Below are 25,029 nucleotides of genomic sequence, written 5' to 3'. Positions count from 1 at the left end.
GGCGGCGCCGGGACGGCCGGTGTACTATGCTGGTTTTGTCGATTGCTTTAGCCTATTTTCCGAAGGTGTCCATGTTCCATCCTGTCCGTAGCGCCTTTTCCGCACCGCGCCTTGTGGCGCTGTTGTCCGGCTTCTTGCTGCTGCTGTTGCTGGCCCTGGGCGCGCTGCGCCCGGCGCTGGCCGACGAGGAGTTCCTCGAACCGGACGCCGCCTTCAAGTTCTCGGCCCGCATGGTCGACGGCCACACCGTCGCCGTCACCTACCAGATCGCCGAGGGCTACTATATGTACCGCGAGCGCTTCAAGTTCGCCGCCAGCGGCGCGAAACTGGGCGCGCCGGCGATCCCGCCGGGCAAGGTCAAGTTCGACGAGACCTTCAACAAGAAGGTCGAGACCTACCGCCACAGCGTGACCATCACCATTCCGGTCGAGAGCGGCGGTCCGTTCACGCTGCAGGCCACCAGCCAGGGTTGTTCGGACAAGGGCCTGTGCTACGCGCCGCAGGACGCCAAGGCCAGCCTGGTGGGCAGCGGCATGGTGCCGGTGCCGCCCGCGCCGGCCGCCGCGCCGCCCGCCGGCACCGCCGCCGGCAGCACATCCGCCGCCAGCGGCGCCAGCGCGAAGGTCGGCTCGGCGCCGGCCGCCGCCAGCGTCGCGCCCGCCGCGCCGGCGCAGTCGGCGCCGGTCTCGCCCGGCGTCACCGTCAACAGCGTGCCGATGCCGCAAACCACCATCATCGAAGCGCCCGCCGTGGCCGCCGCCGTGCCGCCGGCAGCACCGGCGCCCAGCGAAATGGGCGTCATCGAGGCGGCGCTGAAGGGCGGCAAGCTGATGGTCTACCTGCCACTGTTCTTCCTGTTCGGCCTCGGCCTGTCGTTCACGCCCTGCGTGCTGCCGATGGTGCCTATCCTTTCCTTCATCATCGTCGGCGAGGGCACCAAGGTCAGCCGTGGGCGCGGCCTGCTGCTGTCGTCCACCTATTCGCTGGGCATGGCGAGTGTCTACACCGCGCTGGGTATCGCCGCCGGCCTGGCTGGCGCGGGCCTGGCCGCGAGTTTGCAAAACCCCTGGGTGCTGGGCGCCTTCGGTTTGCTGATGGCGGCCCTGTCGCTGTCGATGTTCGGCGTGTACGACCTGCAAGTGCCGGCCGCGCTGCAAACCCGCTTGAGTTCGATTTCCAACCGCCAGTCCGGCGGCAAGCTGGCCGGCGTGTTCGTCATGGGCGCCATCTCGGCGTTGATCGTCGGCCCCTGCGTGGCGGCGCCGCTGGCCGGCATTCTGGTCTACATCGGCAAGACCGGCGACGTGGTCGTCGGCGGCTCGGCGCTGTTCGCGATGGCGGCGGGCATGAGTTTGCCGTTGCTGCTGGTGGGCGTGTCGGCCGGCTCGCTGCTGCCGCGCGCCGGCGCCTGGATGGACGCGGTCAAGCGCTTCTTCGGCGTGTTGCTGCTGGCCATGGCCTGGTGGCTGGTGTCGCCGGTGTTGCCGCCGGTGGTGCAGATGCTGGGCTGGACCGTGCTGCTGGTCGGCTACGGCGGCTACCTGCTGGCCCGTCCGGGCAAGTGGGCCGGCAAGGCCGCCGGGCTGCTGTTCGCCGCGCTGGGCGTGGTGCAGCTGGTCGGCGCGGCCAGCGGCGGGCGCGACGTGCTGGCGCCGCTGGCGCACCTGCGCGAAGGCGGCGTCGCCGAGGCGCTGCCGTTCAAGCGCGTCAAGACGGTGGCCGAGCTCGACGCCGCGCTGGCGCAGAGCGGCGGCAAGACCGCCATGCTCGACTTCTACGCCGACTGGTGCGTGTCCTGCAAGGAGATGGAGAAGCTGACCTTTGTCGATGCCAAGGTGCGCGCGCGGCTGGCCAACTCCATCCTGCTGCAGGTCGACGTGACCGCCAACGACGCCGACGACAAGGCCATGCTCAAGCGTTTCGGCCTGTACGGCCCGCCGGGCATCATCCTGTTCGACGGCAAGGGCCGGGAAATCGCCGATTCGCGCGTGATCGGCTTCCAGGACGCGGAGAAGTTCCGCGCTTCGCTGGACAAGCTGAACTAGCCAAGGGCGAACGTTTGGCGGGGCGCCGGCGTAACCCCGCAAGCGAGGGGTCAGACCCCGTACGGGGTCTGACCCCGGCTTCCGCGTCGCGGGGTGGGGGAAATGGAAAGGGAGCGCACCGTATGGTCCGCTCCCTTGGTTATTGCCGCCCGGCTGTGCCGTCCGGATTTGTTGCCCGATCTTGGCGCACCGCCTTGGCGCGCCGCCTTGGCGCACCGCCTTGGCGTGCCGAGATGGAGCTAAGGGGAAATTAGCCGCGATGCATCATGCCGTGGCGCATGCCGCGCGGGCCGTGCTCGCCGCCCATCACCTTGGCGTCGAACACTTTCTTCTGCTCGGCCGTCAGTGTGCCGTAGAACGCGGTCAGCGCCGTCAGATGGCTTTCCATGGTGGCGGTGTGCTGCTTGGCCAGGTCGATCATCTTGGCCATACGCTCGGGCGCGGGCACTGCTCTCGAAGGCGGCGTGGTCCGGGCGGGCAGCCGGCGCGCTCGGCTTGATGGCGGCCTGGTAGGTGGTCCAGGCGGCCTCCTGCTGCGCCGTCAGCTTGAGCAGCTCGTGCAGTTTGGCCTGGCGCGCGGCGAAGTGCTCGGCCATCTTGGCCTGCATCTGCTCGGCGTTGGCCTGGTGGCCGTGGCGGCCGGCGCCGGCGGCGGTAGTGGTGTCGGCGGCGTGGGCGGCCAGCGAGGCCGTGCCCATGCCGAGTACCGTCAGGCCGATCAGGATGTTTTTGCGAATGGTGTTCATGATGGTTCCTTTGTCGTGTCGATAGAAGTGTGTGTGTCACGGGTGCCATCGCACCGCACATGAAGCCATCATGGCAGCAAGCTGTTTCGAAGAAGTTTCCCCACCGGTGCATTTTGTATCCATATGTTTCGCGCCGCCGGATGGCGCCCCGGTATATACAAGACGATACAATTGGCCGTTGGTCGGTGCCGGCCTTCAGGGGATAATCAGCGTCATGGAACCATCATCTACTATTCTGATCGTCGACGACGATCGCGAGATCCGCACCCTGCTGGCCGACTACCTTGAAACCAATGGTTACCGGCCCCTGTGTGCGGCCGACGGCGTGGCGATGTGGAAGATGCTCGACGAGTCGCGCCCCGACCTGGTGGTGCTGGACTTGAACCTGCCCGGCGAGGACGGCCTGACGCTGTGCCGCAAGCTGCGCGCCCATTCGACCCTGCCGGTGATCATGCTGACGGCGCGCAGCGAGCCGCTCGACCGCATCCTCGGCCTGGAGATGGGCGCCGACGACTACCTGCCCAAGCCCTTCGAGCCGCGCGAGCTGCTGGCGCGCATCCGCAGCGTGCTGCGGCGCAGCCACGCCATGCCGTCCAACAGCGCGGCCGACAAGGCGCAGCAGATGCGCTTCTCCGGCTGGACGCTGGACCTGACGGCGCGCCACCTGCTCAACCCGGACGGCCTGGTCATCATGCTGTCGGGCGCCGAGTTCCGCCTGCTCAAGGTGTTCCTCGAGCATCCGAACCGCGTGCTCAACCGCGACCAGCTGCTCAACCTGACCCAGGGCCGCGACGCCGACCCCTTCGACCGCTCGATCGACATCCAGATCAGCCGCCTGCGGCAAAAGCTGGGCGAGGACGCGCGCCTGCCGCAGATCATCAAGACGGTGCGCAACGGCGGCTACGTGCTGGCCGGCCAGGTCAGCGTGGAGCCGAACGCGTGAGGGCATTTCTCGGCTCGATGACGGGGCGGGTGTTCCTGGTGCTGCTGCTGGGCATTGTCGCCTCGGCCGCGCTGACCCAATGGTTGGCGGTGGGCGAGCGCACCCGCGCCATCGAACGCTACCGCGACTTCCACGCCCTCGAACGGGCCGAACAACTGATCACCACCGCCGACGTGGTGCCGCCGGTGTCGCGGCCGGCCTACCTGAAGGTGGCCAGCCGGGGCAGCGTGCGCCTCGAACCGGTGCGGCAGGCGGCCGCCCCGGACCTGCAGCAGACCGATTTCTCCGCCGCGCTGCAGCTGCGCCTGGGCCAGGGCTTCTCGCTCAGCCCGCTGGCCGAGCGGCCGGCCGAATGCGACCGGCCGCGCAAGTCGGTCTCGCTGTTCGGTCCCAAGCAGTGGCGCGGCACCTGCGAGACGATGTTCGTGCGCATGCACGACGGCGAGGTGATGAAGCTGTCCGTGCTGCCGCCGCGCGCGCCGCCGGGCGGCAACAAGAACGAGCTGCTGAGCATCCTGCCCTTCCTGCTCAGCATCGCCGTGCTGGCCTACCTGGTCACGCGCATGACCATGCGGCCGCTGAAGAAGCTGGCGCAAGCGGCCAAGGGCCTGGGCAACGACATCAACCACCCGCCGCTGGCCCTGGGCGGCGCCGGCGAGATCCGCCAGGCCAGCGCGGCCTTCAACGCCATGCAGGCGCGCATCCGCCAGCACATCTTCCAGCGCACACAGATGCTGGCCGCCATCACCCACGACCTGCAGACGCCGCTGACCCGCCTGCGCCTGCGGCTGGAAAAAGTCGCCGACGCCGAGCTGCGGCAACGCCTGGTGGACGACCTGTCGGCCATGCAGCAGATGGTCAAGGAGGGGCTGGATCTGGCGCGCAGCATGGACACCACCGAGAACATGCAGGCGCTCGACCTCGACTCGCTGCTCGACAGCGTCTGCTCCGACGCCGCCGACGCCGGCCAGCCGGTGCGCCTGCACGGCCGCGCCGCGATGACGGCGATGGGCCGGCCGATGTCGATCCGCCGCTGCCTGGTCAACCTGATCGACAACGCCGTCAAGTACGGCCAGTCGGCCGAGGTGACGGTCGAGCGCATGGCCGGTTCGACGCGCGTGCGCATCCGCGACCACGGCCCCGGCATCGCCCAGGACCAGATGGCGCAGGTGTTCGAGCCCTTCTACCGCATCGAGAGCTCGCGTTCGCGCGCCTCGGGCGGCACCGGCCTGGGCCTGACCATCGCGCGCAACATCGCCGAGCAGCACGGCGCCAGCCTGCAGCTGGCCAACCACGTCGACGGCGGCCTGGAAGTGACCCTGGTGGTGCCGGAATACTACGCCGCCAAATAGCCCGGCGCCTGGCCGGCGCCGCGGTTTTTCGGTAAATAATTGTGCGACAATGCAGCGCCCTATGCAAAGCGGCAATATTTCTTCGCCAGCAAAAGAACAAAGACCAACATGAAAAAATCTACCCTTGGACTTCTGGTGGGCGCCGCCCTGGTGATGGGCGGCGGCTGGTACTACACGCACCAGGGCGCCGAACCCGCCGCCGCCCCGGGCGGCCAGGCCAAGCCGGGCGCCGGCGGGGCGCAGGGGCCGACCACGGTCAACGTGGTCAAGCCGCAGCGCCAGGACGTCGCCGTGCTGCTGCAGGCCAACGGCACGGTCACGCCGATCAGCACGGTCGACCTGCACCCGCAGACCACCAGCACGATCACCAAGGTGCACATCCGCGAGGGCCAGTACGTCAAGGCCGGCGAGTTGATGTTCTCGCTCGACGAGCGCAGCGCCCGCGCCAACCTGGACAAGGCGCAGGCCCAGGTGGCGCGCGACCAGGCCGCGCTGGGCGACCTGGAACGGCAATACCGCCGCGGCCAGGAGCTGCTGAGCAAGAACTTCATCGCCCAGGGCGCCGTCGACACCTTGAAGAGCCAGGTCGAGTCGGCCCGCGCGCTGCTGCAGCTCGACGTGGCGGCGGCCCGCTCGGTGGCGGTGGACGCCAGCTACAACACGATACGCGCGCCGATGAGCGGGCGGGTCGGCGCCATCGGCGTCTACCCGGGCAGCCTGGTACAGCTGAGCACCTCGCTGACCAGCATCACCCAGCTCGACCCGATCAACGTCTCCTTCACCCTGCCGGAAAGCGCGCTGGGCGGCCTGCTCGAGGCGCAGCGCGCCGGCGCGGTGCCGGTCAAGGCGGCGCTGGCCGGCGCCGCCGAGGAGGTGGCCGGCCAGCTCAGCTTCATCGACAACACGGTCGACCCGGTCGCCGGCGTGATCCGCGTCAAGGCGCAGTTCGCCAATGCGCAGACCAAGCTGTGGCCTGGCCAGTACGTCAACACCAAGCTGACCGTGCAAACCTTGAAAGACGCCACGGTGATCCCGCAAAACGCTATCATCAACAACACCCGTGGCGTGTTCGTCTATACCGTGGCGGCCGACCAGACGGCGCAGACCACCAACGTCAAGCGGCTGTACTCGTTCGGCGCCAACGTCGCCGTGTCCGGCCTGAGCGGCGACGAGCAGGTGATCGTCGAGGGCAAGCAGAACCTGCGTCCGGGCGGCAAGGTGAAGCTCGCCGCGCCCGGCAAACAGAAAGGCGAGAAAGGCGGTTCCGCATGAACCTGTCCGAATTGTGCATCCGCCGTCCGGTGATGGTGGTGCTGCTGTCGCTGACGCTGATTTTGGCCGGCGTGCTGGCCTATTCGGCCATCCCGGTCGCCGCGCTGCCCAGCTATAACACCCCGGTGATCCAGGTCAGCGCCAACCTCGACGGCGCCAGCCCGGACACCATGGCCTCGTCGGTCGCCTTGCCGCTGGAGAAGCAGTTCTCCACCATCGCCGGGCTCAGCCTGATCACCTCCACCAACACCCTCGGCTCGACCTCGCTGACGCTGGAGTTCGACCCCAGCATCGACGTCAACGCCGCCGCCGTCGACGTCCAGGCGGCGCTGCTGCGCGCCCAGCGCGCGCTGCCGCTGGAGATGACCGAGCTGCCGTCCTACCGCAAGGTCAACCCGGCCGACGCGCCGGTGCTGTTCATGGCGATGACCTCGCCGTCGCTGTCGCTGTCCGAGCTGAACGACTACGCCGAGAACCTGATCGCGCCCAGCCTGTCGACCCTGCCCGGCGTGGCCCAGGTGACGGTGAACGGCCAGAAACGCTTCGCCGTGCGCGTGCGCGCCAAGTCCGACATGATGAACGCGCGCAACCTCTCGCTCGACGAGCTGGCCGCCGCCATCAAGTCGGCCAACGCCAACACGCCGCTGGGCGTGCTCGACGGCCCCAACCAGGTGCTGACCATCCAGGGCAACGCCCAGCTGATGAAGGCGGCCGAGTTCGCCGAACTGATCGTCGCCACGCGCAACGGCCAGCCGGTGCGGCTGAAGGAGGTCGCCAGCGTCGAGGACAGCTTCCAGTCCGTCAAGACGGCCGGCAGCTACAACGGCGAGCGCTCCATCGTGCTGCTGGTGCAGCGCCAGCCCAACGCCAACACGGTGCAGGTGGTCGACGGCGTGCGCGGCCTGCTGCCGCGCTTCCAGGCCCAGCTGCCCAGCTCGATCAAGATCAACCTGGTCAACGACCGCTCGGTGTCGATCCGCGAGGCGATCCACGACGTCAACCTGACGCTGGCGCTGACGGTCGGCCTGGTGGTGCTGGTGATCTTCCTGTTCCTGCACCGCGCCGCCGCCACCTTCATCCCGGCCGTGACGATGCCGATCTCGCTGCTCGGCGCGCTGGCCCTGCTGTACGCCTTCGGCTACAGCCTGGACAACGTCTCCCTGCTCGGCATCACGCTGGCCGTCGGCCTGGTGGTCGACGACGCCATCGTCGTGCTGGAGAACATCGTGCGGCACATCGAGATGGGCAAGAAGCCGCTGCAGGCCGCGCTGGTCGGCGCCAGGGAGATGGGCTTCACCATCATCTCGATCTCGATCTCGCTGGTGGCCGTGTTCATCCCCATCTTCTTCATGCCCGGCGTGATCGGCCTGCTGTTCCACGAGTTCGCCGTGGTGGTGGCGCTGTCGATCATGGTCTCGGCGCTCGTCTCGCTGACCCTGGTGCCGATGCTGGCCAGCCGGCTGCTGCCGGCCGGCGCCCACCACGCCGCCGCCGAGCCGACCCTGATCGGCCGCTGCTTCGAGGCCGGCTTCACGCGCCTGCGCAACGGCTACGCCCGCAGCCTCGACATCGCGCTGGAACACCGCCACATCGTGCTGGCGGTGGCCTTCGCCACCTTCGCGCTGACGGTGCTGCTGTACATCACCATCCCCAAGGGCTTCTTCCCGGAGGAGGGCCTGGGCCAGATCCAAGTCACCACCGAGGCCTCGGAGGACATCTCCTCGGCCGCCTTGCTGGCGCTGCAGGAGCGCGTCGCCGCCGTCATCAAGGCCGACCCCAACGTGCAGGACGTCACCTCCTTCGTCGGCGGCGGCAACACCGGCCGCATGTTCCTGGTGCTCAAGCCGCGCGGCGAGCGGGCCAAGATGGCGCAGGTGTTGGACAGCCTGCGCAAGGCCACCCGCGCCGTGCCCGGCATCGCCGTCTACCTGCGGCCGATCCAGAACCTGCAGCTGGGCGGACGGCAGAGCAAGAGCCGCTACCAGTACACGCTGCAGGCGGTCAGCCCGGACGCGCTGAGCGACTGGGCCGGCAAGTTCACCGAGCGCCTGCGCGCCGACGCCGACTTCCGCGACGTCACCAGCGATTCGCAGAACCGTGGCCTGCAGGCCTCGCTGAAGATCGACCGCGACAAGGCCAACATGCTCGGCGTGCAGATCGCCGACATCCGCACCGCGCTCTACCTGGCCTTCGGCGAGCGCCAGGTCTCGACCATCTACTCGCCCTCGGCCAGCTATTTCGTGCTGCTCGAGGCGGCCAGCGCCGACCGCCAGTTCGACGACGCGCTGACCAAGATCTCGGTGCGCAGCAAGAGCGGCGGCCAGCTGGTGCAGCTGTCGAGCTTCGCCACGGTCGAGCGCACCATCGGCCCGACCGCCGTCAACCACCAGGGCCAGCTGCAGGCGATCACCTTGTCGTTCAACCTGGCGCCGGACGTGCCGCTGGGCGTGGCCACCGCCAAGATCGACAAGATGGGCGCCGAGATGAACCTGCCGGCGAGCATCATCACCAACTACGGCGGCGACGCGGCGGTGTTCCAAAGTTCCCAGGGCAGCCAGCTGATCCTGATCATCGCCGCGCTGGGCGTGATCTACGTGCTGCTCGGCGTGTTGTACGAGAGCTACATCCACCCGCTGACCATCCTGGCCGGCCTGCCGTCGGCGGCGGTGGGCGCCTTGCTGACGCTGCGCCTGTTCGGCCTGGACCTGACGATGATCGCCATCATCGGCATCCTGATGCTGATCGGCATCGTCAAGAAGAACGCCATCATGATGATCGACTTCGCCCTGCACGCCCAGCGCAACGAGGGCATGACGCCGGAGAACGCGATCCGCGAGGCCTGCGTGCTGCGCTTCCGCCCGATCATGATGACCACCATGGCGGCGCTGATGGGCGCCTTGCCGATCGCCCTCGGCCTGGGCGCCGGCGCCGAGCTGCGCCAGCCGCTCGGCCTGGCGGTGGTGGGCGGCCTGCTGTTCTCGCAGGTCATCACCCTGTACATCACGCCGGTGATCTACCTGTTCCTCGACAAGTACAGCGGCGGCGGCCCGATGTCGGACGAGCAACTGGCGCGGAGCGGCGACAACGATGATGCGGCGACCCCACACGCGGCCGGCCTGAAAGCGGTGAACACCGCCAAAAGTTGACCGGCAACAATTCGGCGGTTTGATTGCTTCGTATCATGGGAAAGGAGCTTTTTCCTTGCGGCATGGAGCAATCAGAGATGAAACGCTATAACATCACCATCGTCGGCATGGGGCCGCGCGGCCTCAGCGTGTTGGAACGCCTCGCCGCGCACGCCCTTGAACACCAGCTGGCGCTCGACATCGGCCTGGTCGAACCGGGCGAGTGCGGCCAGGGCGTGCATTCGGCGCGCCAACCGCAGCACCTGTTGATCAACACCGTGGCCAGCCAGGTGACGCTGTTCCCGGCGCCCGGCGCGGTGGCGTTGGCGCCGCACTGCGCCACGCCCTCGCTGACCGAATGGGCGCGGCAGAGCGGCTACCGGCGGGTCGGCGACCAGTACTACCGCATCGGCGCCACCGGCGCCGGCGCCGAGATCGGCGAGGCCGACTACCTGCCGCGCCGCCTGCTCGGCGAATACCTGACCTGGGGCTACGAGCAGATCCTCGCCAGCCTGCCGCCCAACGTCACCCTGCGCCACCACCGGCTGCGCGCCAACGACATGTGGCAGCAGCCGGACGGCCGCTGCGCCGTCGAGCTCGACAGCGGCTTCATCCTGATCAGCGACTACGTCTTCCTCACCACCGGCCACGGCAACAACGCCATGACCGAGCCGGAGGCCGCCTGCGCCAGCTTCGCCCAGGAGCACGCCCGCCACAACAGCAAGCTGGCCTACATCCGCCACGTCTATCCGCTCGACAAGCTGGTGCAGATCGACGCCGACGCCCGCGTCGCCATCCAGGGCCTGGGCCTGACGGCGCACGACGTCATCGCCGAGCTGACGGTGGGGCGCGGCGGCCAGTTCATCCGCGAGGGGCAGACGCTGCGCTACCAAAAATCCGGCCGCGAGCCGCAGTTGATCCTGTTCTCGCGCAACTGCCTGCCCTTCGCCGCCCGCGGCGTCAACCAGAAGGGCCTGGCCGGGCGCCACCGGCCGCACTACTTCACGCCGGACGCCGTCGCCGCCCTGCGCGAGCGGGCCCTGCGCGAGCGCGGCTGCGCCCAGCTCGACTTCGACCTCGAGCTGTTGCCGCTGCTGCGCCGCGAGATGGGCTATGTCTACCGCGCCACGCTGGACGGCGCCGGCCCCGAGCCGGCCGCCTACCAGCTCAGCGAGGAGGAGGGCGCCATCATCGACGTGCTGCTGTTCCCGCTGCGCGGGCGCGAGTTCGCCTCGCTGGCCGAGTTCCGCGACTACTTCGACGACTGGCTGCGGCGCGACTTGGCCGAGGCGGTGCGCGGCAACGTCGGCAGCGCCGTCAAGGCCGCCACCGACGTGCTGCGCGACGTGCGCGCCACCTGGCAGGCGGCGCTCGAGCACGCCGGCCTGACGCCGGCCTCGCACCGCAAGTTCCTCAACGTCTACAACCCGGTGATCAACCGCATCTCCTTCGGCCCGCCGCGCCAGCGCAACGAGCAGCTGCTGGCGCTGCGCGAGGCCGGCATGGTCGACATCGTCTCCGGTCCGGGCGGCAGCGTCGGCTTCGACGAGACCGCCGCCTGCTTCGAGCTGCGCACCCGCTTCGGCAGCGGCCAGGAGCGGCGCCCCTTCGACGTGCTGGCGGTGGCCCGGCTCGACGTGTTCTCGCCGCAGACCGACGAGTCGGTGTTCATGCAGAACCTGCTGCGGCGCGGCCTGGTGCGGCCCTACTACAACGGCGTCTTCCATCCGGGCGGCATCGACATCGAGCCGGGCGGCCGCGTGCTCGGCGCCGCCGGCCGGCCGCTCGGCAACGTGTGGGCGCTGGGCTACCTGGTCGAGGGCGCGCACTACTACACCCACGCGCTGCCACGGCCGCAACTGGCCTCGCGCCAGGTGCTCGACGCCGACCGCTGCGTCGGCGCCATGTTCGACGCCATCGCCGCCAACAGCGCCGCCGGCACCGGCAGCAGTGCCAGCAGCACCGGCGCCGCCACCCCGCGCCAGCCGGGCCGGCGCGAGGCCAACGCCAAGGCGGCCAGCTTCGATCCCCTCGCCACCACCATCGCCACGCTGCCCGTCGTTCCCGCCGATGCCGATGCCGATGCCGCCGTCGCGGCCGGCCAGGAGGGCAGCGCCACCCCCGCCGAGCCGGCCACGCCGCGCGTCCCCGTGTAACGCCGTTGATACATCGGCGGATACATACCGTAACATCCCTCAAGGCCGCACTCGAGTAAGCTGTGCTCGGTCAGGTTGCCGGACGCCCCCGTCGGGGGCGGCGTCCGGCCGTGCCTGTCGGAGCGGTTCCCAAAACGGCGGGACTCTGGCACTATGGCCGCATTTTGTAGACTTCGCCCCAAAGAAGGTTCGATTTATTTTGCACGACAATACCCATTCAATGTCAGCAGATAGCGAGTACTGCGTGACTTGCGGCCAGAAGCTGCCGCCGCCCGAAGGGTTCGCCTACGGCACACGCAAACCGATGTCGAATCGGATCGGCATCGCCATCTCGGTGGGTCTGCATTTGCTCGGCGTGCTGTACTACCTGTTCCGGCCGGCCGAGCCCTTCCACCGCACGCCGCCGCCGGGCGGCGGGCAGATCGTCTACATCGAGCCGCTCAAGCCGAACCAAGCCAAGCTGCCCAAGCAGCCGAAGAAGACCGAGGTGGCCAAGGCCAAACCGCCGCCGCAGCAGCGGCAAAAGACCGCCACGATCACGCCGCCGGCCGCCAAGCCGAAGCTGGAGACCTATGTGCCGCCGGTTGTGGCGCCGATGCAAGCGCCGCCCGAGCAGGACATGTCGGAAATGATCGCCAAGGCGCGCGCCCGCCGCGCCGCCGCCAACCCGACGCCGGCCGAGCCGGCGGCGGAGAGCGACGCCGAGCGCGGGCTGCGCATCGCCAAGGCCAACATCGCCGGCGCCCAGGGCCGCTCGAACGGCGCCGACCGCGACGACACCGGCGGCGTGTTCACCATCCTGAGCCAGACCTCGCACAGCGCCGACGTCAAGTTCAAGGGCTGGAACGCCAACTTCAAACGCAACTGGAGCCAGCAGGTGCACGTGGAGCAGGGCGCCGAGCTGGACATCGAGACGGCCATCGTCAAGCAGATGATCGTGGTGATCCGCAAGGAAAAAACCGGCGACTTCCAGTGGGATTCGCACCGCCTCGGCCGCGTCGTCAACATGAGCGCGCGCAAGGAGGACGAGGCCGAGTTGACCGCCTTCCTGATGAAGGAAATGTTTCCCGAACACCGGCGCCGCTGACCGTCGGGCGCGGCCGCCATCGACCATTTGATTGGAGAATGCATGAAGCGGAGCGCCTGTTTGCTGGCCCTGTGTTTGACCGTGTTGGGCGCCGACACAATCGGCATCGCTTCCGCCGGGGCCGCCCCGGCGCCGGCCGCCCTTGCCGTTGGCGCCGCCAGCGAGCCGGCCGCGCCGCCGCCCGGCAGCGTGATGCAGGTCGCCTCGCGCGGCACCAGCGTGCCGGTCTACGCGGTGTGGAACGAGCACGCCGTCGCCACGCTGGTGTTGTTTTCAGGCGGCAACGGCGGCTACGGCAAGATCGGCGCCGACGGCTGGCCCTCCAGCCAAAACTTTCTGATCCGTTCGGCCAAGCTGTTCGCCGCCCAGCCCGTCAACGTGGTGCTGGTCGGCCTGGCGCCGGACCTGCGCGAGCTCGACGGCCGCGCCCGCATCGGCGAGCGGCACGCCCAGGACAACCAGGCCATCTTCAAGATGCTCAAGGCGCGCAGCCCGGCGCCGCTGTGGCTGCTCGGCACCAGCATGGGGAGCATCTCGGTGGCCTCGGCGGCGATCCGCGACAGCGTCGTCGGCGACCTGGCCGGCATCGTGCTCAGCTCCTCGGTGACCGCCTACCGGGTCGAGGGCGCCGTGCCGAGCCAGCTGCTGGAGTTGATCCGCGTGCCGGTGCTGGTGGTGCACCACCAGCGCGACGCCTGCAAGATCTGCGCGCCGCACGAGGCGCAGTACCTGGCCGCGCGGCTGCTCAACGCGCCGGTCAAGAAGGTGGTGCTGGTCGACGGCGGCGGCCAGCCCAGCGGCGACGCCTGCGGCGCGCTGGACTACCACGGCTACATCGGCATGGAGCAACAGGTGGTCGACTTGATGACGGCCTGGCTGCGCCGGCCGGCTGATTGAGGCGATCCCGGCGGTGGCTGGGGTCTTTCACGGAGCGCACCGGCGCAAAACCTAGGGTCAGACCCTCAGGGTCTGACCCTGTCCCGGCGTCACCGGCGTCGCCAAAAAAACAGGGCGAACCCGCGAAGGTTCGCCCTGTTTGTCTCCGCCGGCGGAGGCCGCCTAGGCGCGCGCCTTGAGCAGGCGCGCCACGTCGAGCGCGAAGTAGGTCAGCACGGCGTCGGCGCCGGCGCGCTTGAACGACAGCATCGCCTCCATCATCACCTTGTCGTGGTCCAGCCAGCCGTTCTGCGCGGCCGCCTTGATCATCGCGTACTCGCCGCTGACCTGGTAGGCGAAGGTCGGCACCTTGAACTCGTCCTTGACGCGGCGCACGATGTCCAGATACGGCATGCCGGGCTTGACCATCACCATGTCGGCGCCCTCGGCCAGGTCGAGGCCGACCTCGCGCAAGGCCTCGTCGCTGTTGGCCGGGTCCATCTGGTAGGTGTTCTTGTCGCCCTTGCCCAGGTTCTTGGCCGAGCCGACCGCGTCGCGGAAGGGGCCGTAGAAGGCCGAGGCGTACTTGGCCGAGTAGGCCATGATGCGGGTGTGGATCAGGCCGTGCTCCTCGAGCGCGGCGCGCACCGCGCCGATGCGCCCGTCCATCATGTCCGACGGCGCCACCACGTCGACGCCGGCCTGGGCCTGGGTCAGCGCCTGGCGCACCAGCATGTCGGTGGTGACGTCGTTGATGACGTAGCCGTTGTCGTCGATCAGGCCGTCCTGGCCGTGGCTGGTGTACGGGTCGAGCGCGACGTCGGTCAGGATGCCCAGCTCGGGGAAGGCCTGCTTGAGGGCGCGCACGGCGCGCGGCACCAGGCCGTCGGGGTTGGTCGCCTCGACGCCGTCGGGGGTCTTCCTGGCCGCGTCGATGACCGGGAACAGGGCCAGCACCGGGATGCCCAGCGCCACACATTCCTCCGCCACCTTCAGCAACAAGTCCACCGAGACCCGCTCGACGCCCGGCATCGACAGCACCGGCTCGCGCTGGTTGACGCCGTCGAGGATGAAGACCGGATAGATCAGGTCGGCTGCCGTGACGTTGTTCTCGCGCATCAGCGCGCGCGAGAACGGGTCGCGGCGCATGCGGCGCATGCGGATGGCGGGGAATTGGGCGGAAACGTGTGGTGTGTGCATCGCTGGAAATTCCAATACTAAAAAAGTTTAGGTTTTGTCGCTACCGATATCCTTTTGGGTATCGGTGCCGCCCGCGTCGGCGCCGTCGTCCGCTGCGGACTCCGGCTCGACATCGTCCTCCATCTCGATCAGGGCCACCTGGGCGGCGGCCGCCTCGACGCCGATGCCGGCCAGTTCGACGATCTTGTCGTTGGCCTCCTCGATGCCGATGCGCTTGAGGGCGGAGAACAGTTGCACGGTGAAGGGGAAGCCGACGCCGTCCTCGTCGACATAGCTGTCGAGCTTGGCCTTGGTCTGGCGCAGCACGTTGACCGACTCGTTGCGGTTGAGCTTGTCGACCTTGGTCAGGATGCAGTGGATCGGCTTGCCGGTGGGGGCGAACCATTCGAGCATCTGGATGTCGAGGTCGGTGAACGGGCGGCGCGAGTCCATGATCAGGATCAGCGCGGCCAGCTGTTCGCGCCGCTGCACGTAGTCGCCCAGCAGGCGCTGCCAGTGCAGTTTGGCCGAACCGGACACCTCGGCGTAGCCGTAGCCGGGCAAGTCGACCAGCAGGCACTCGATCTCCTCGACGATGGTGGCGTCCTTGCGGTGCTGGGCGATGTGCGCGCCGCCGATCGAGAAGTAGTTGATGTGCTGGGTGCGGCCGGGGGTCTTGGAGGCGAACGCCAAGCCTTTCTGGTTGCACAAAATGTTGATGGCGGTCGATTTGCCGGCGTTGGAGCGACCTGCAAAGGCGATTTCCGGCACCGTGGTGTCGGGGAGGTCACGCAGTTGGTTGACGGTCGTGAAGAAGCGGGCTTGCCAGAGTTTGGACATGGGATAGGTAGATATTGCAACAAAAGGGGGCGAAAACGCCAGGAAGCTATTGTACAATAAGGGGTTACGAATTGTTGCTACGCATATTTTTGATGCTTCAGCGCCGAATTGATGCTTTTGCGGCTGCCGCAGGCGAGCAATGTTCGACCTCTAATTTATTGACTAGTCTCAGGGTGTCTGAATGAATCGTGCGTTTTCACCATTTGTAAAATCCTTGTTCGTCACTCTGCTGGCCGTTTCGGCAGCCGCTTCGGCGTCTGAAGCCGCCCACGGCGCCGCCGCCAAGGCCGATCCCGCCAAGGGCGCCGCCCTGTACGCCGACGGCGACGCGGCGCGCGGCCTGCCGGCCTGCGTGTCCTGCCACGGCGCGGCCGGCAACTCGACCATCACGGTCAATCCGAAACTGGCCGGCCAGCACGAATCCTACCTCTACAAGCAGCTGGTGAACTTCACCACCCCCGAGCGCAACCAGCCGGTGATGACGACCTTCGCCACCATGCTGAGCGACGCGGAGAAGAAGGACATCGCCGCCTACCTGGCAGCGCAGGCCTCCAAGCCGGGCGCCGCGAAGAACAAGGACACCGTCGAGATCGGCAAGAGGATCTACCGCGGCGGCATCGCCGAGAAGAGCATTCCGGCCTGCGCCAGCTGCCACGGCGCCTCCGGCACCGGCATCCCGGTGCAATACCCGCGTCTGGCCGGCCAGCACCAGGACTACACCGGCGCCCAGCTGACGCTGTTCCGCGCCGGCGGCCGCCACAACAGCCCGCAAATGACCACCATCGCCAACCGCATGTCCGACGATGAGATCAAGGCTGTCTCCGACTACATCGCTGGCTTGAAGTAAGCTCCGAAACCCCCGGGCAGCCGCACTGCGGTGCGGCGGCGGGTGTGCAACTGAAAAGGGCAGCAGCGCGAGCGGGCTGCCCTTTTTGTTGGTATGCTGCCGCAGCCGCGCCGTGTTTCCCTCGTCTTCCAGTCGTCCCACTTTAAGATTGTCCCGCGCATGAGTAGCCCCAGCACCACCGGAATAGAATTGCAGACCCGCCGACGCGGCCTGGCCGAAACCGTCGAACTCTTGTCCTCGATGCGTTTCGCCATCAGCCTGCTGACCCTGATCGCCATCGCCGCCATGATCGGCACGGTGATGAAGCAGAACGAGCCGATGCCCAACTATGTCAACCAGTTCGGCCCGTTCTGGTTCGAGGTGTTCGCCAAGGTGGGCCTGTACGCCGTCTACTCGGCCTGGTGGTTCCTGCTGATCATGGGCTTCCTGGTGATGTCGACCTCGCTGTGCATCATCCGCAACACGCCGAAGATGCTGCGCGACATGCGCAGCTGGCGCGAGAACGTGCGCGAGCAGTCGCTGCTCAACTTCCACCACAAGGAGCACTGGCAGACCGCGCTGGCCGGCCCGGCGCTGGCCCAGCAGACCGTCAAGCGCCTGGCCGACGCCGGCTACCGCAGCAAGGTGGTGGAGAAGGAGAACGGCATCCTGGTCGCCGCCAAGCAGGGCGCCGCCAACAAGTTCGGCTACATCTTCGCCCACTCGGCCATCGTCATCATCTGCGTCGGCGGCCTGCTCGACTCGGACATGCCGATCCGCGCGCAGGAATGGTTCCTCGGCAAGACGGCCTTCGCCGGCAACGGCGTCATCGCCGACATTCCGGCCAAGCACCGCCTCGGCCTGGGCAACCCCACCTTCCGCGGCAACACCATGATCCCCGAGGGCTCGGCCAGCAGCAGCGCCATCATCCCGCGCGCCGACGGCGTGCTGATCCAGGACCTGCCGTTCACCATCGAGCTCAAGAAGTTCAACATCGACTTCTACAGCACCGGCATGCCCAAGCTGTTCGCCAGCGAGGTGGTGGTGCGCGACCACGCCACGGGCAAGACCACCAAGGCCGTCATCGAGGTCAACAAGCCGCTGATCCACGGCGGCCTGGCGATCTACCAGTCCAGCTTCGAGGACGGCGGCAGCAAGCTGCGCCTGACCGGCTACCCGATGCGCGGCCCGCAGCGCGAAACCTTCCCGCTGGCCGGCGAGGTCGGCGCCTCGACGCCGATGACGCCCACCTACACCGTCGAGTGGACCGGCTTCCGCCCCTTCAACGTGGAGAACCTGGCCAGCCAGGACGCCCGCGCCGTCACCAAGGGCCAGAGCCTGAACGAGCAGTTCGCCGTCGGCCTGGACAAGCGGCTCGGCTCGGCCGGCAAGAACGCCAACAACAAGGACCTGAAGAACGTCGGCCCGAGCGTGACCTACAAGCTGCGCGACCAGACCGGCCAGGCGCGCGAGTACCAGAACTATATGCAGCCGGTGACGGTCGACGGCGCCACGGTGTTCCTGGCCGGCATGCGCGTCAACCCGGGCGACCCGTTCAGCTTCCTGCGCATTCCGGCCGACGAGGCCCACGGCGTCGGCGAGTGGATGCGCCTGCGCGCCGCGCTGCAGGACCCCGGCGCTGCGCGCCGAGGCGGCGCAGCGCTACGCCCGCCGCGCCATGTCGGCCAGCGGCGGCGAGGCGCTGCGCGGCCAGTTGCAGGAGTCGGCCGCGCGCAGCCTGGCCATCTTCGCCGGCGACGGCAAGGAGGCCGGCTTCCTGGCCATCTCGCACTTCCTCGAGAAGGTGCCGGCCGCCGAGCAGGAAAAAGCCGCCGACATCTTCATGAAGATCCTCAACGGCAGCCTGTGGGAGCTGTGGCAGGCGGCGCGCGGCCACGACGGCCTGGCCCCGGTGGCCAGCGACGAGGCGCACGGCCGCTTCCTGCGCCTGGCCACCAACGCCCTGTCGGACGCCTTCTTCTACGCCGCCCCGGTCTACCTGCAGCTCGACGACTTCACCGAGGTCAAGGCCTCGGTGTTCCAGGTCACCAAGTCGCCCGGCCAGGTGGTGGTGTACACCGGCTGCCTGTTCCTGGTGCTGGGCGTGTTCGCCATGTTCTACATCCGCGAACGCCGCGTCTGGGTGTGGATCAAGCCGCGCGCCGACGGCGCCGGCAGCGAGGCGCTGATGGCCATGAGCACGCAGCGCAAGACCTTGGACTTTGAACATGAATTCGCCAGTTTGAAAGAAAAACTGCCGCAATCGGCGTAAGCTGCATGATGCCGGTCCGCGCGCGCGCGGGCCGTTCAGGAGAAAACGATGGAACTGTCACAAACGCACACCACCTACACCCAGGCGCCCGGCTACTTCAAGCGCCTGACCCCGCTCGACTGGATCTACGCGCTGGCCCTGATGGCCGCCGCGCTGTTCGCGCTGAACCGCTACGGCGCCTACATGGACGTCTACGAGAAGGGCATCCTGCTGGCCGCCGCGCCCACCTTCGCCGCGCTGGGCTGGCACTGGAAGCCGGTGCGCTGGCTGATCCCGCTGATGGCCCTGCTGGCGCTGTTCGCCATCTCCCTGTACGAGGGCAACCTCGACCTGGCCAACAAGAAATTCCTGCTCAAGTACATGTTGTCGAGCCAGTCGGCCATCCTGTGGATGGGCACGATGTTCTTCCTCTCGACCCTGTTCTACCTGATCGGCCTGGTGTCGCGCTCGCCGTTCGGCAGCTCGGTCGGCTCGGCGCTGTGCTGGGCCGGCGTGGTGCTGGGCCTGACCGGCATGATGGTGCGCTGGTACGAGTCCTACCTGATCGGCGCCGACGTCGGCCACATCCCCATTTCCAACCTGTACGAGGTGTTCATCCTGTTCTCGCTGATCACGGCGATGTTCTACCTGTACTACGAACAACGCTACAACACCCGCCAGTTGGGCGCCTTCGTGCTGCTGGTGATCTCGGCGGCGGTCGGTTTCCTGCTGTGGTACACCGTCACCCGCGACGCCGCCGACATCCAGCCGCTGGTGCCGGCGCTGCAAAGCTGGTGGATGAAGATCCACGTGCCGGCCAACTTCATCGGCTACGGCACCTTCTCGCTGTCGGCCATGGTGGCGTCGGCCTACCTGCTCAAGTCGAGCGGCTACCTGGCCGACCGCCTGCCGTCGCTCGAGGTGCTCGACGACGTGATGTACAAGGCCATTTCGGTCGGCTTCGCCTTCTTCACCGTCGCCACCATCCTCGGCGCGCTGTGGGCTGCCGAGGCCTGGGGCGGCTACTGGTCGTGAGGACCCGAAGGAGACCTGGGCGCTGATCGTCTGGCTCAACTACGCCGCCTGGCTGCACATGCGCCTGATGACGGGCCTGCGCGGCCGCGTGGCGGCCTGGTGGGCGCTGGTGGGCCTGCTGGTGACCACCTTCGCCTTCCTCGGCGTGAACATGTTCCTGTCGGGCCTGCACTCCTACGGCAAGCTGTAGGACGGCGCAGGGCGGGGCGGCCGGCCGAAATGTAATCGGCTTGTCATCCCGGCCGGCAAAAGAAAGGTGTAAGGTTTGGACTTCTGGCGAGACCAAGTCTGAACCTTGCACCTTTTTCTTTGGAGTGAACATGCTGATCAAACGTTCCGATGGACTGATACTGCCGTCCGACATCACCCCGCGCGAGGTGTTCGAAGCGCGCCGCGGCTTCATCAAGCAGCTCGCCGTCGGCGGTGCCGCCAGCGCCGGCCTGATCGAGATGGCCGGCCGCGAGGCCTTCGCCCAGGGGCTCAATCCCAAGCTGGCGGCCAAGCTCAATCCCGCCTACTCGGCGCTGGACAAGCAGAGCGCCTACAAGGACGCCACCAGCTACAACAACTTCTACGAGTTCGGCACCGACAAGAGCGACCCGGCGCAGTACGCCGGCACACTCAAGCCACGGCCGTGGACGGTGAGCATCGAGGGCGAGGTGAAGAAGCCGATGACCCTGGACCTGGACGCGCTGCTCAAGCTGGCGCCGCTGGAGGAGCGGGTCTACCGCCTGCGCTGCGTCGAGGGCTGGTCGATGGTGATCCCGTGGGTCGGCTACTCCTTCTCCGAGATCATCAAGAAGGTCGAGCCGACCGGCAACGCCAAGTACGTCGAATTCATCTCGCTGGCCGACAAGAAGCAGATGCCGGGCGTCGGCAGCCGCGTGCTGAACTGGCCGTATGTGGAGGGCTGCGCATCGACGAGGCCAACCACCCGCTGGCGCTGCTCACCCTGGGCATGTACGGCGAAACGCTGCCGAACCAGAACGGCGCGCCGGTGCGCATGGTGCTGCCGTGGAAGTACGGTTTCAAGTCGGCCAAGTCGATCGTCAAGATCCGCTTCGTCAAGGAGCAGCCGCGCACGGCGTGGAACCAGGCGGCGCCGGCGGAGTACGGCTTCTATTCGAACGTCAACCCCGAGGTCGACCACCCGCGCTGGTCGCAGGCCAGCGAGCGGCGCATCGGCGAGGACGGCTTCCTGGCGCGCAAGCGCAAGACCCTGATGTTCAACGGCTACAGCGACGTGGCGTCGATGTACTCCGGCATGGACCTGAAAAAATTCTTCTAGGCTAGACCAAGACCATGGCATTCCATCCCACCCCGCGCCAGTACGGCGCCATCCGCGCGCTGCTGTTCCTGCTGGCGCTGGTCCCCTTGGGCCGCATGGTGTATTTGACGCTGAGCGGCCAGCTGGTCGAGCCGCTCGAGTTCATCACGCGCGGCACCGGCGACTGGACCCTGTACTTCCTCTGCATCACCCTGGCGGTGACGCCGCTGCGCCGCCTGAGCAAGTGGAACTGGCTGATCAAGCTGCGCCGCATGCTGGGCCTGTACGTGTTCTTCTACGCCGCGCTGCACTTCACCACCTTCTTGTGGTTCGACCATTTCTTCGATGTGCAGGAGATGTTGACGGACGTGCTGAAGCGGCCCTTCATCACGGTCGGCTTCGCCGCCTTCTTGCTGTTGATTCCGCTGGCCGCCACCAGCAGCAACGCCATGGTGCGCCGCCTGGGCGGCAAGCAATGGCAGTGGTTGCACCGGCTGGTGTATGTGATCGCGCCGCTGGGCATCCTGCACTTCTGGTGGATGAAGGCTGGCAAGCACAACTTCACCCAACCGATCATCTTCGGCCTGGTCGTCGCCGTGCTGCTCGGCGTGCGCGTGGTGTGGAGCCGGCGCAAGGCGCGCGACGCGCGGGCGCCGGCCCCGGCCGGCGGCGCGGCCTGTTGCGGCGGCGGTTGCCGCTCCTAGATAAAGTGCATTTAAGTCAAGGGAACGGCAGCGTGCGCACGAGACCGAGCGCAGTAAGCATCGCGGCCGGGGAAAAGTAACGGACGCACCGACTTCGCAGGTTGGCGAACCGTTCGTGACAAGTGAAGTAGGACTGTATCGTGGCCAGTCGGGGAGCCGTGAGGTGCTTCAGCATCAGTAGGCTATTGATTCGTTGGGGTTAGCGATGCTATACTTCAAAGCATAGAGACAAGGATTTTCCGGGAAACTGGTCGTGCCCTTGTAAATTGAGGACAGAGCCCGCATTAGCGGGCTTTGGCCTTTCTAGAGCCGAATTCTATCGTTTAGAACACTAAACGGCAATGAAATGGCTCTCACCGAATAGTTCCGGTACAACTTCCAACTCAGCTAAAACTGCTGCTTTTGCCCAGCAGCATTTGATGCGACCTTACTTTTTTGAACATCCGTTGAGTTGCGGTTGGACAAGCCAGAGTGGTCAATCGTCCGCATTCAAGTCTGTCATCAAGTCCGCGATGGTTGCGGCGGTCTTCACCTCTCCCGCAGCGATCTTGGCCAGTGCCTTGCGGCTGCTCTTGTTCGGAACTTGGACGTCGAAGGGGAGGCATTTTTCCTCCGCGACGCGCCGTAGCAATATGCGTATCACGTCGGGAACGGTCAAACCCATCGCATCCAGTGTCTCGGTTGCGACCTTCTTGGTGTGAGCGTCAACCCGAACGCGAATAATGGGATCGTTGCTTGCCATAAATCCCCCTTTGCTTATTGATCGTCCGGCAGGCCGGCCTCGGGGTACAGCTGCGGGAAGAGCAAGGGCAGGGCGCCCAGCCGCAGCGACGCCGAGATGACTTGCTCGGCCATCGCCTGCACATCCAGCAATTGCCGGTCGGCAAGCAACAAGGGTTCGAATTGATAGGGTTCGAGGTACATTTTGCCGACTTTTTTGCCGAGTTGTGATGCATCCAACTGTTTGATTGTACGCCGCTATTTTTCAATTTCGGCGCCGTTCCGGCGGATTTTTTGCCGACTTGTCGGGGGCGGACGCCAGCGCCAAGCGCGTGGCGGCGGCTTGATCTGGCGAACGCGGCGCAAGGCGCGGCGGGTGTATAGTGGGATTCCCACTTACCGAGGAGCCCGTCATGAGCAAGCACAGCAGCGATCCGCGCGAACAGCAGCAACGCGAGGCCGAACAGGCCCAGCAGGAAGCCAACCGGAGCAAGCAGGAGGCCGAGGCGAAGGAGGTGGCGGGGCGCCACAAGAACGACGGCCAGAAGGACCACAAGGGCGCCGACAAGGGGCCGCGCGGCCAGTAGCGAGCAAATGGAAAAAGCCGATCGCGTGAACGATCGGCTTTTTTGCGTGGGCCAGGGGCCGGCGGGCGGCAAGCCACCCGGCGGCGGCGCGGCTTACTTGATCAGCGTTTCCAGCGCGAACAGCTCGGCCGGCGTCTCGCGCCGGCGCACCAGGTGGCACTGGGCGCCGTCGACGATGACCTCGGCGGCGCGGCCACGGGTGTTGTAGTTCGACGCCATGGTCATGCCGTAGGCGCCGGCCTGCAGCATCACCAGCAGGTCGCCGCTTTGCACCGCCAGCGCGCGGTCGCGCGCCAGCCAGTCGCCCGACTCGCAGATCGGGCCGACCACGTCGTAGCTCAGCGCCGGCGTGTCCGACTCGACCACCGGCCGCATGTCCATCCAGGCCTGGTAGAGGGCCGGACGGGCCATGTCGTTCATCGCCGCGTCGACCACGCAGAAGTTCTTTTCCTCGCCGTGCTTGATGAACTCGACCTTGGTCAGCAGCACGCCGGTGTTGCCGACGATGGAGCGGCCCGGCTCGAAGATCACCTTGATCGGCCGGCCGCCGTGGTTGGCGGCGCGCCAGGCGTCGATGCGCTGGAACAGGCGGCCCAGGTAGTCGCCCACCGGCACCGGCGCGTCCTCGCCGGCCTCGCCGTAGCTGATGCCGATGCCGCCGCCGATGTCGAGGTGGTGCAGCACGATGCCCTCCCGGCCGAGCGCGTCGATCAGTTCGATCAGGCGGTCGAGCGCCTCGAGCAGCGGGGCGTCGTCGAGCAGCTGCGAGCCGATGTGGCAGTCGATGCCGGCCACGGCCAGGTGCGGCAGGGCGGCGGCGGCGCGGTAGGTGGCCAGCGCGTCGTCGAAGGCGACGCCGAACTTGCTGGCCTTCAGGCCGGTGGCGATGTAGGGGTGGGTCTTGGCGTCGACGTTGGGGTTGACGCGCAGCGACACGCGCGCCGTCTTGCCCATCGCGCCGGCCACCTCGTTGAGGCGGTGCAGCTCGGGGATCGATTCGACGTTGAAGCAGAGGATGTCGTGCTCGAGCGCCAGGCGCATCTCGGCGACGCTCTTGCCGACGCCGGAGAAGATCACCTTGCGCGGGTCGCCGCCGGCGGCGACCACGCGCAGCAGCTCGCCGCCGGAGACGATGTCGAAGCCGGCGCCCTGGCGCGCCAGCAGGTCGAGGATGGCCAGGTTGGAGTTGGCCTTCATGGCGTAGCAGACCAGCGCGTCGCGGCCGGCGCAGGCGTCGGCGTAGGCGGCGAAGTTCTCCAGCAGGGCGGCCTTGGAGTAGACGTAGGTGGGCGTGCCGAACTGCTCGGCGATGGCGCTCAGGGAGGCGCCGTCGGCGTGCAGCACGCCGTCTTGGTAAGCGAAATGCGACATAGGGACTTGGGGACTTAGCGTTGGGGGGCGGTGGACGGGGCCGGCGCTGGCGCTGGCGCAGCGGCGGCTTTGCCAGGCTCGGCGCTCGTGGCGGGCTTGGCGGGGGCCTTGGGCAGGTACAGCGGGCCGGGTTGGCCGCAGCCGCTCAGCAGGGCGGACAGGCACAGGATGGTGCCGATAAACAGCGCAGGTGTGGACTTCACGATTAGAATCTTGGTTTGACTTGAGATATTGGAGTGTAGCATGGGCGAATCAGAATTCCTGGCGCAGGCCGAGGCCACCCTCAGCGCCATCGAGGCGGCGCTGGACCGTTTGAACGACCAGGAGCTGCTCGACGTCGAGTGCAGCCGCAGCGGCAACGTGCTGGAGATCGAGTTCATCGACAACGGCAGCAAGATCATCGTCAACAGCCAGGCGGCGATGCAGGAGCTGTGGGTGGCGGCGCGCGCGGGCGGCTTCCACTACAAGCAGCAGGGCGGTCTGTGGTGCAACACGCGCGACGGCTCGGAGCTGTTCGCCGCGCTGTCGGGCCTGGTCAGCGCCCAGGCCGGCGCGACGGTGGTGCTGGCCCAAGGCTAAACCAGTTGTTCGGCAACAACGGCGGCGCGGCGCGGTTCGCCGCCGCCGCCGCCAAGCGGCCTCGGCGC

The 25,029-nt window shown here is 67.4% G+C and carries 20 protein-coding genes and 3 pseudogenes; 16 read left to right on the top strand and 7 right to left on the bottom strand.

All coding sequences use genetic code 11. The annotated features are described in order from the left end of the window. The first annotated feature begins 71 nt into the window (after window positions 1-71). A complete protein-coding gene (dsbD, locus tag QC826_RS27175; RefSeq protein WP_279763244.1) occupies window positions 72-2,045 on the top strand; it encodes a protein-disulfide reductase DsbD in 1,974 nt (657 codons plus the stop codon). A gap of 250 nt (window positions 2,046-2,295) precedes the next feature. Here dsbD and QC826_RS27170 read toward each other — a convergent pair whose 3' ends face one another. Next, entirely contained in the window at window positions 2,296-2,466 is a 171-nt protein-coding gene (locus QC826_RS27170) for a Spy/CpxP family protein refolding chaperone (protein WP_279766616.1), read from the bottom strand. A gap of 1 nt (window position 2,467) precedes the next feature. Between QC826_RS27170 and QC826_RS27165 the strand changes: the two genes are divergently transcribed. The 8 genes from QC826_RS27165 (at window position 2,468) to QC826_RS27130 (ending at window position 13,623) form a co-directional block, all read left to right on the top strand. Beyond that, complete coding sequence (locus QC826_RS27165; protein ID WP_279763243.1) at window positions 2,468-2,854, top strand: hypothetical protein; 387 nt, start codon at window positions 2,468-2,470, stop codon at window positions 2,852-2,854. A gap of 151 nt (window positions 2,855-3,005) precedes the next feature. After that, complete coding sequence (locus QC826_RS27160) at window positions 3,006-3,734, top strand: response regulator (protein WP_099416591.1); 729 nt, start codon at window positions 3,006-3,008, stop codon at window positions 3,732-3,734. Further along, on the top strand, window positions 3,731-5,086 hold the full coding sequence (locus QC826_RS27155) for an ATP-binding protein (protein ID WP_279763242.1): 1,356 nt from the start codon (window positions 3,731-3,733) through the stop codon (window positions 5,084-5,086). Before QC826_RS27160 ends, QC826_RS27155 begins: the two co-directional genes overlap by 4 nt. A 108-nt stretch (window positions 5,087-5,194) precedes the next feature. Then, entirely contained in the window at window positions 5,195-6,358 is a 1,164-nt protein-coding gene (locus QC826_RS27150) for an efflux RND transporter periplasmic adaptor subunit (protein ID WP_279763241.1), read from the top strand. Then, entirely contained in the window at window positions 6,355-9,504 is a 3,150-nt protein-coding gene (locus QC826_RS27145; protein WP_279763240.1) for an efflux RND transporter permease subunit, read from the top strand. The genes QC826_RS27150 and QC826_RS27145 overlap by 4 nt, the downstream gene beginning before the upstream one ends. 77 nt (window positions 9,505-9,581) lie before the next feature. Further along, the gene (locus QC826_RS27140) at window positions 9,582-11,639 is read left to right on the top strand and encodes an FAD/NAD(P)-binding protein (RefSeq protein WP_279763239.1); all 2,058 of its coding nucleotides are present in this window, start codon (window positions 9,582-9,584) and stop codon (window positions 11,637-11,639) included. Window positions 11,640-11,943: 304 nt separating this feature from the next. Next, window positions 11,944-12,726, top strand: a complete 783-nt coding sequence (locus QC826_RS27135; protein WP_279763238.1) for a cell envelope integrity protein TolA — start codon at window positions 11,944-11,946, stop codon at window positions 12,724-12,726. A 42-nt stretch (window positions 12,727-12,768) separates the two neighbouring features. Beyond that, window positions 12,769-13,623: an alpha/beta hydrolase gene (locus tag QC826_RS27130; protein ID WP_279763237.1), complete on the top strand. Its 855-nt coding sequence runs from the start codon at window positions 12,769-12,771 to the stop codon at window positions 13,621-13,623. Between the two features lie 162 nt (window positions 13,624-13,785). On the opposite strand, the gene hemB is transcribed toward QC826_RS27130, so the two are convergent. Both hemB and yihA read right to left on the bottom strand, forming a co-directional pair. Next, window positions 13,786-14,802, bottom strand: a complete 1,017-nt coding sequence (gene hemB / locus QC826_RS27125) for a porphobilinogen synthase (RefSeq protein ID WP_279763236.1) — start codon at window positions 14,800-14,802, stop codon at window positions 13,786-13,788. A gap of 27 nt (window positions 14,803-14,829) precedes the next feature. Next, complete coding sequence (gene yihA, locus QC826_RS27120; RefSeq protein ID WP_099416599.1) at window positions 14,830-15,621, bottom strand: ribosome biogenesis GTP-binding protein YihA/YsxC; 792 nt, start codon at window positions 15,619-15,621, stop codon at window positions 14,830-14,832. A 181-nt stretch (window positions 15,622-15,802) separates the two neighbouring features. Here yihA and QC826_RS27115 point away from each other — a divergent pair, with 181 nt between their 5' ends. The 5 genes and pseudogenes from QC826_RS27115 to QC826_RS27095 all read left to right on the top strand — a co-directional run bounded on the left by QC826_RS27115 (window position 15,803) and on the right by QC826_RS27095 (window position 21,704). Further along, complete coding sequence (locus tag QC826_RS27115; RefSeq protein WP_279763235.1) at window positions 15,803-16,468, top strand: c-type cytochrome; 666 nt, start codon at window positions 15,803-15,805, stop codon at window positions 16,466-16,468. Between the two features lie 159 nt (window positions 16,469-16,627). Beyond that, window positions 16,628-18,719 (top strand): annotated as a pseudogene (locus QC826_RS27110) (cytochrome c biogenesis protein ResB). A gap of 48 nt (window positions 18,720-18,767) precedes the next feature. Continuing rightward, window positions 18,768-19,923: pseudogene (gene ccsB / locus QC826_RS27105) on the top strand (c-type cytochrome biogenesis protein CcsB). A gap of 130 nt (window positions 19,924-20,053) precedes the next feature. Further along, window positions 20,054-21,021: pseudogene (gene msrP / locus QC826_RS27100) on the top strand (protein-methionine-sulfoxide reductase catalytic subunit MsrP). A gap of 14 nt (window positions 21,022-21,035) precedes the next feature. Next, window positions 21,036-21,704 (top strand): sulfite oxidase heme-binding subunit YedZ, encoded by a 669-nt coding sequence (locus QC826_RS27095; protein ID WP_279763234.1) that lies wholly within the window; start codon window positions 21,036-21,038, stop codon window positions 21,702-21,704. Window positions 21,705-22,179: 475 nt separating this feature from the next. Here QC826_RS27095 and QC826_RS27090 read toward each other — a convergent pair whose 3' ends face one another. Continuing rightward, complete coding sequence (locus QC826_RS27090; protein ID WP_279763233.1) at window positions 22,180-22,446, bottom strand: type II toxin-antitoxin system RelB/DinJ family antitoxin; 267 nt, start codon at window positions 22,444-22,446, stop codon at window positions 22,180-22,182. Between the two features lie 14 nt (window positions 22,447-22,460). Then, window positions 22,461-22,628 carry a hypothetical protein gene (locus QC826_RS27085; protein WP_279763232.1) on the bottom strand — a complete coding sequence of 56 codons (168 nt, stop codon included), beginning with the start codon at window positions 22,626-22,628 and terminating at the stop codon, window positions 22,461-22,463. Between the two features lie 209 nt (window positions 22,629-22,837). On the opposite strand from QC826_RS27085, the gene QC826_RS27080 reads away from it, so the two are divergent. Continuing rightward, complete coding sequence (locus QC826_RS27080; protein WP_279763231.1) at window positions 22,838-23,011, top strand: hypothetical protein; 174 nt, start codon at window positions 22,838-22,840, stop codon at window positions 23,009-23,011. Window positions 23,012-23,104: 93 nt separating this feature from the next. Here QC826_RS27080 and lysA read toward each other — a convergent pair whose 3' ends face one another. Beyond that, the gene (lysA, locus tag QC826_RS27075; RefSeq protein ID WP_093390480.1) at window positions 23,105-24,382 is read right to left on the bottom strand and encodes a diaminopimelate decarboxylase; all 1,278 of its coding nucleotides are present in this window, start codon (window positions 24,380-24,382) and stop codon (window positions 23,105-23,107) included. Window positions 24,383-24,396: 14 nt separating this feature from the next. Continuing rightward, window positions 24,397-24,585, bottom strand: a complete 189-nt coding sequence (gene lptM, locus QC826_RS27070) for an LPS translocon maturation chaperone LptM (RefSeq protein WP_279763230.1) — start codon at window positions 24,583-24,585, stop codon at window positions 24,397-24,399. 40 nt (window positions 24,586-24,625) lie between these two features. On the opposite strand from lptM, the gene cyaY reads away from it, so the two are divergent. Beyond that, on the top strand, window positions 24,626-24,961 hold the full coding sequence (gene cyaY / locus QC826_RS27065; RefSeq protein WP_279763229.1) for an iron donor protein CyaY: 336 nt from the start codon (window positions 24,626-24,628) through the stop codon (window positions 24,959-24,961). Window positions 24,962-25,029 lie beyond the last annotated feature (68 nt).

Source organism: Rugamonas sp. DEMB1 (assembly GCF_029834475.1).
Taxonomy (GTDB): Bacteria; Pseudomonadota; Gammaproteobacteria; order Burkholderiales; family Burkholderiaceae_D; genus Rugamonas; species Rugamonas rubra.
This window is presented reverse-complemented; position numbering and strand designations above follow the sequence as displayed.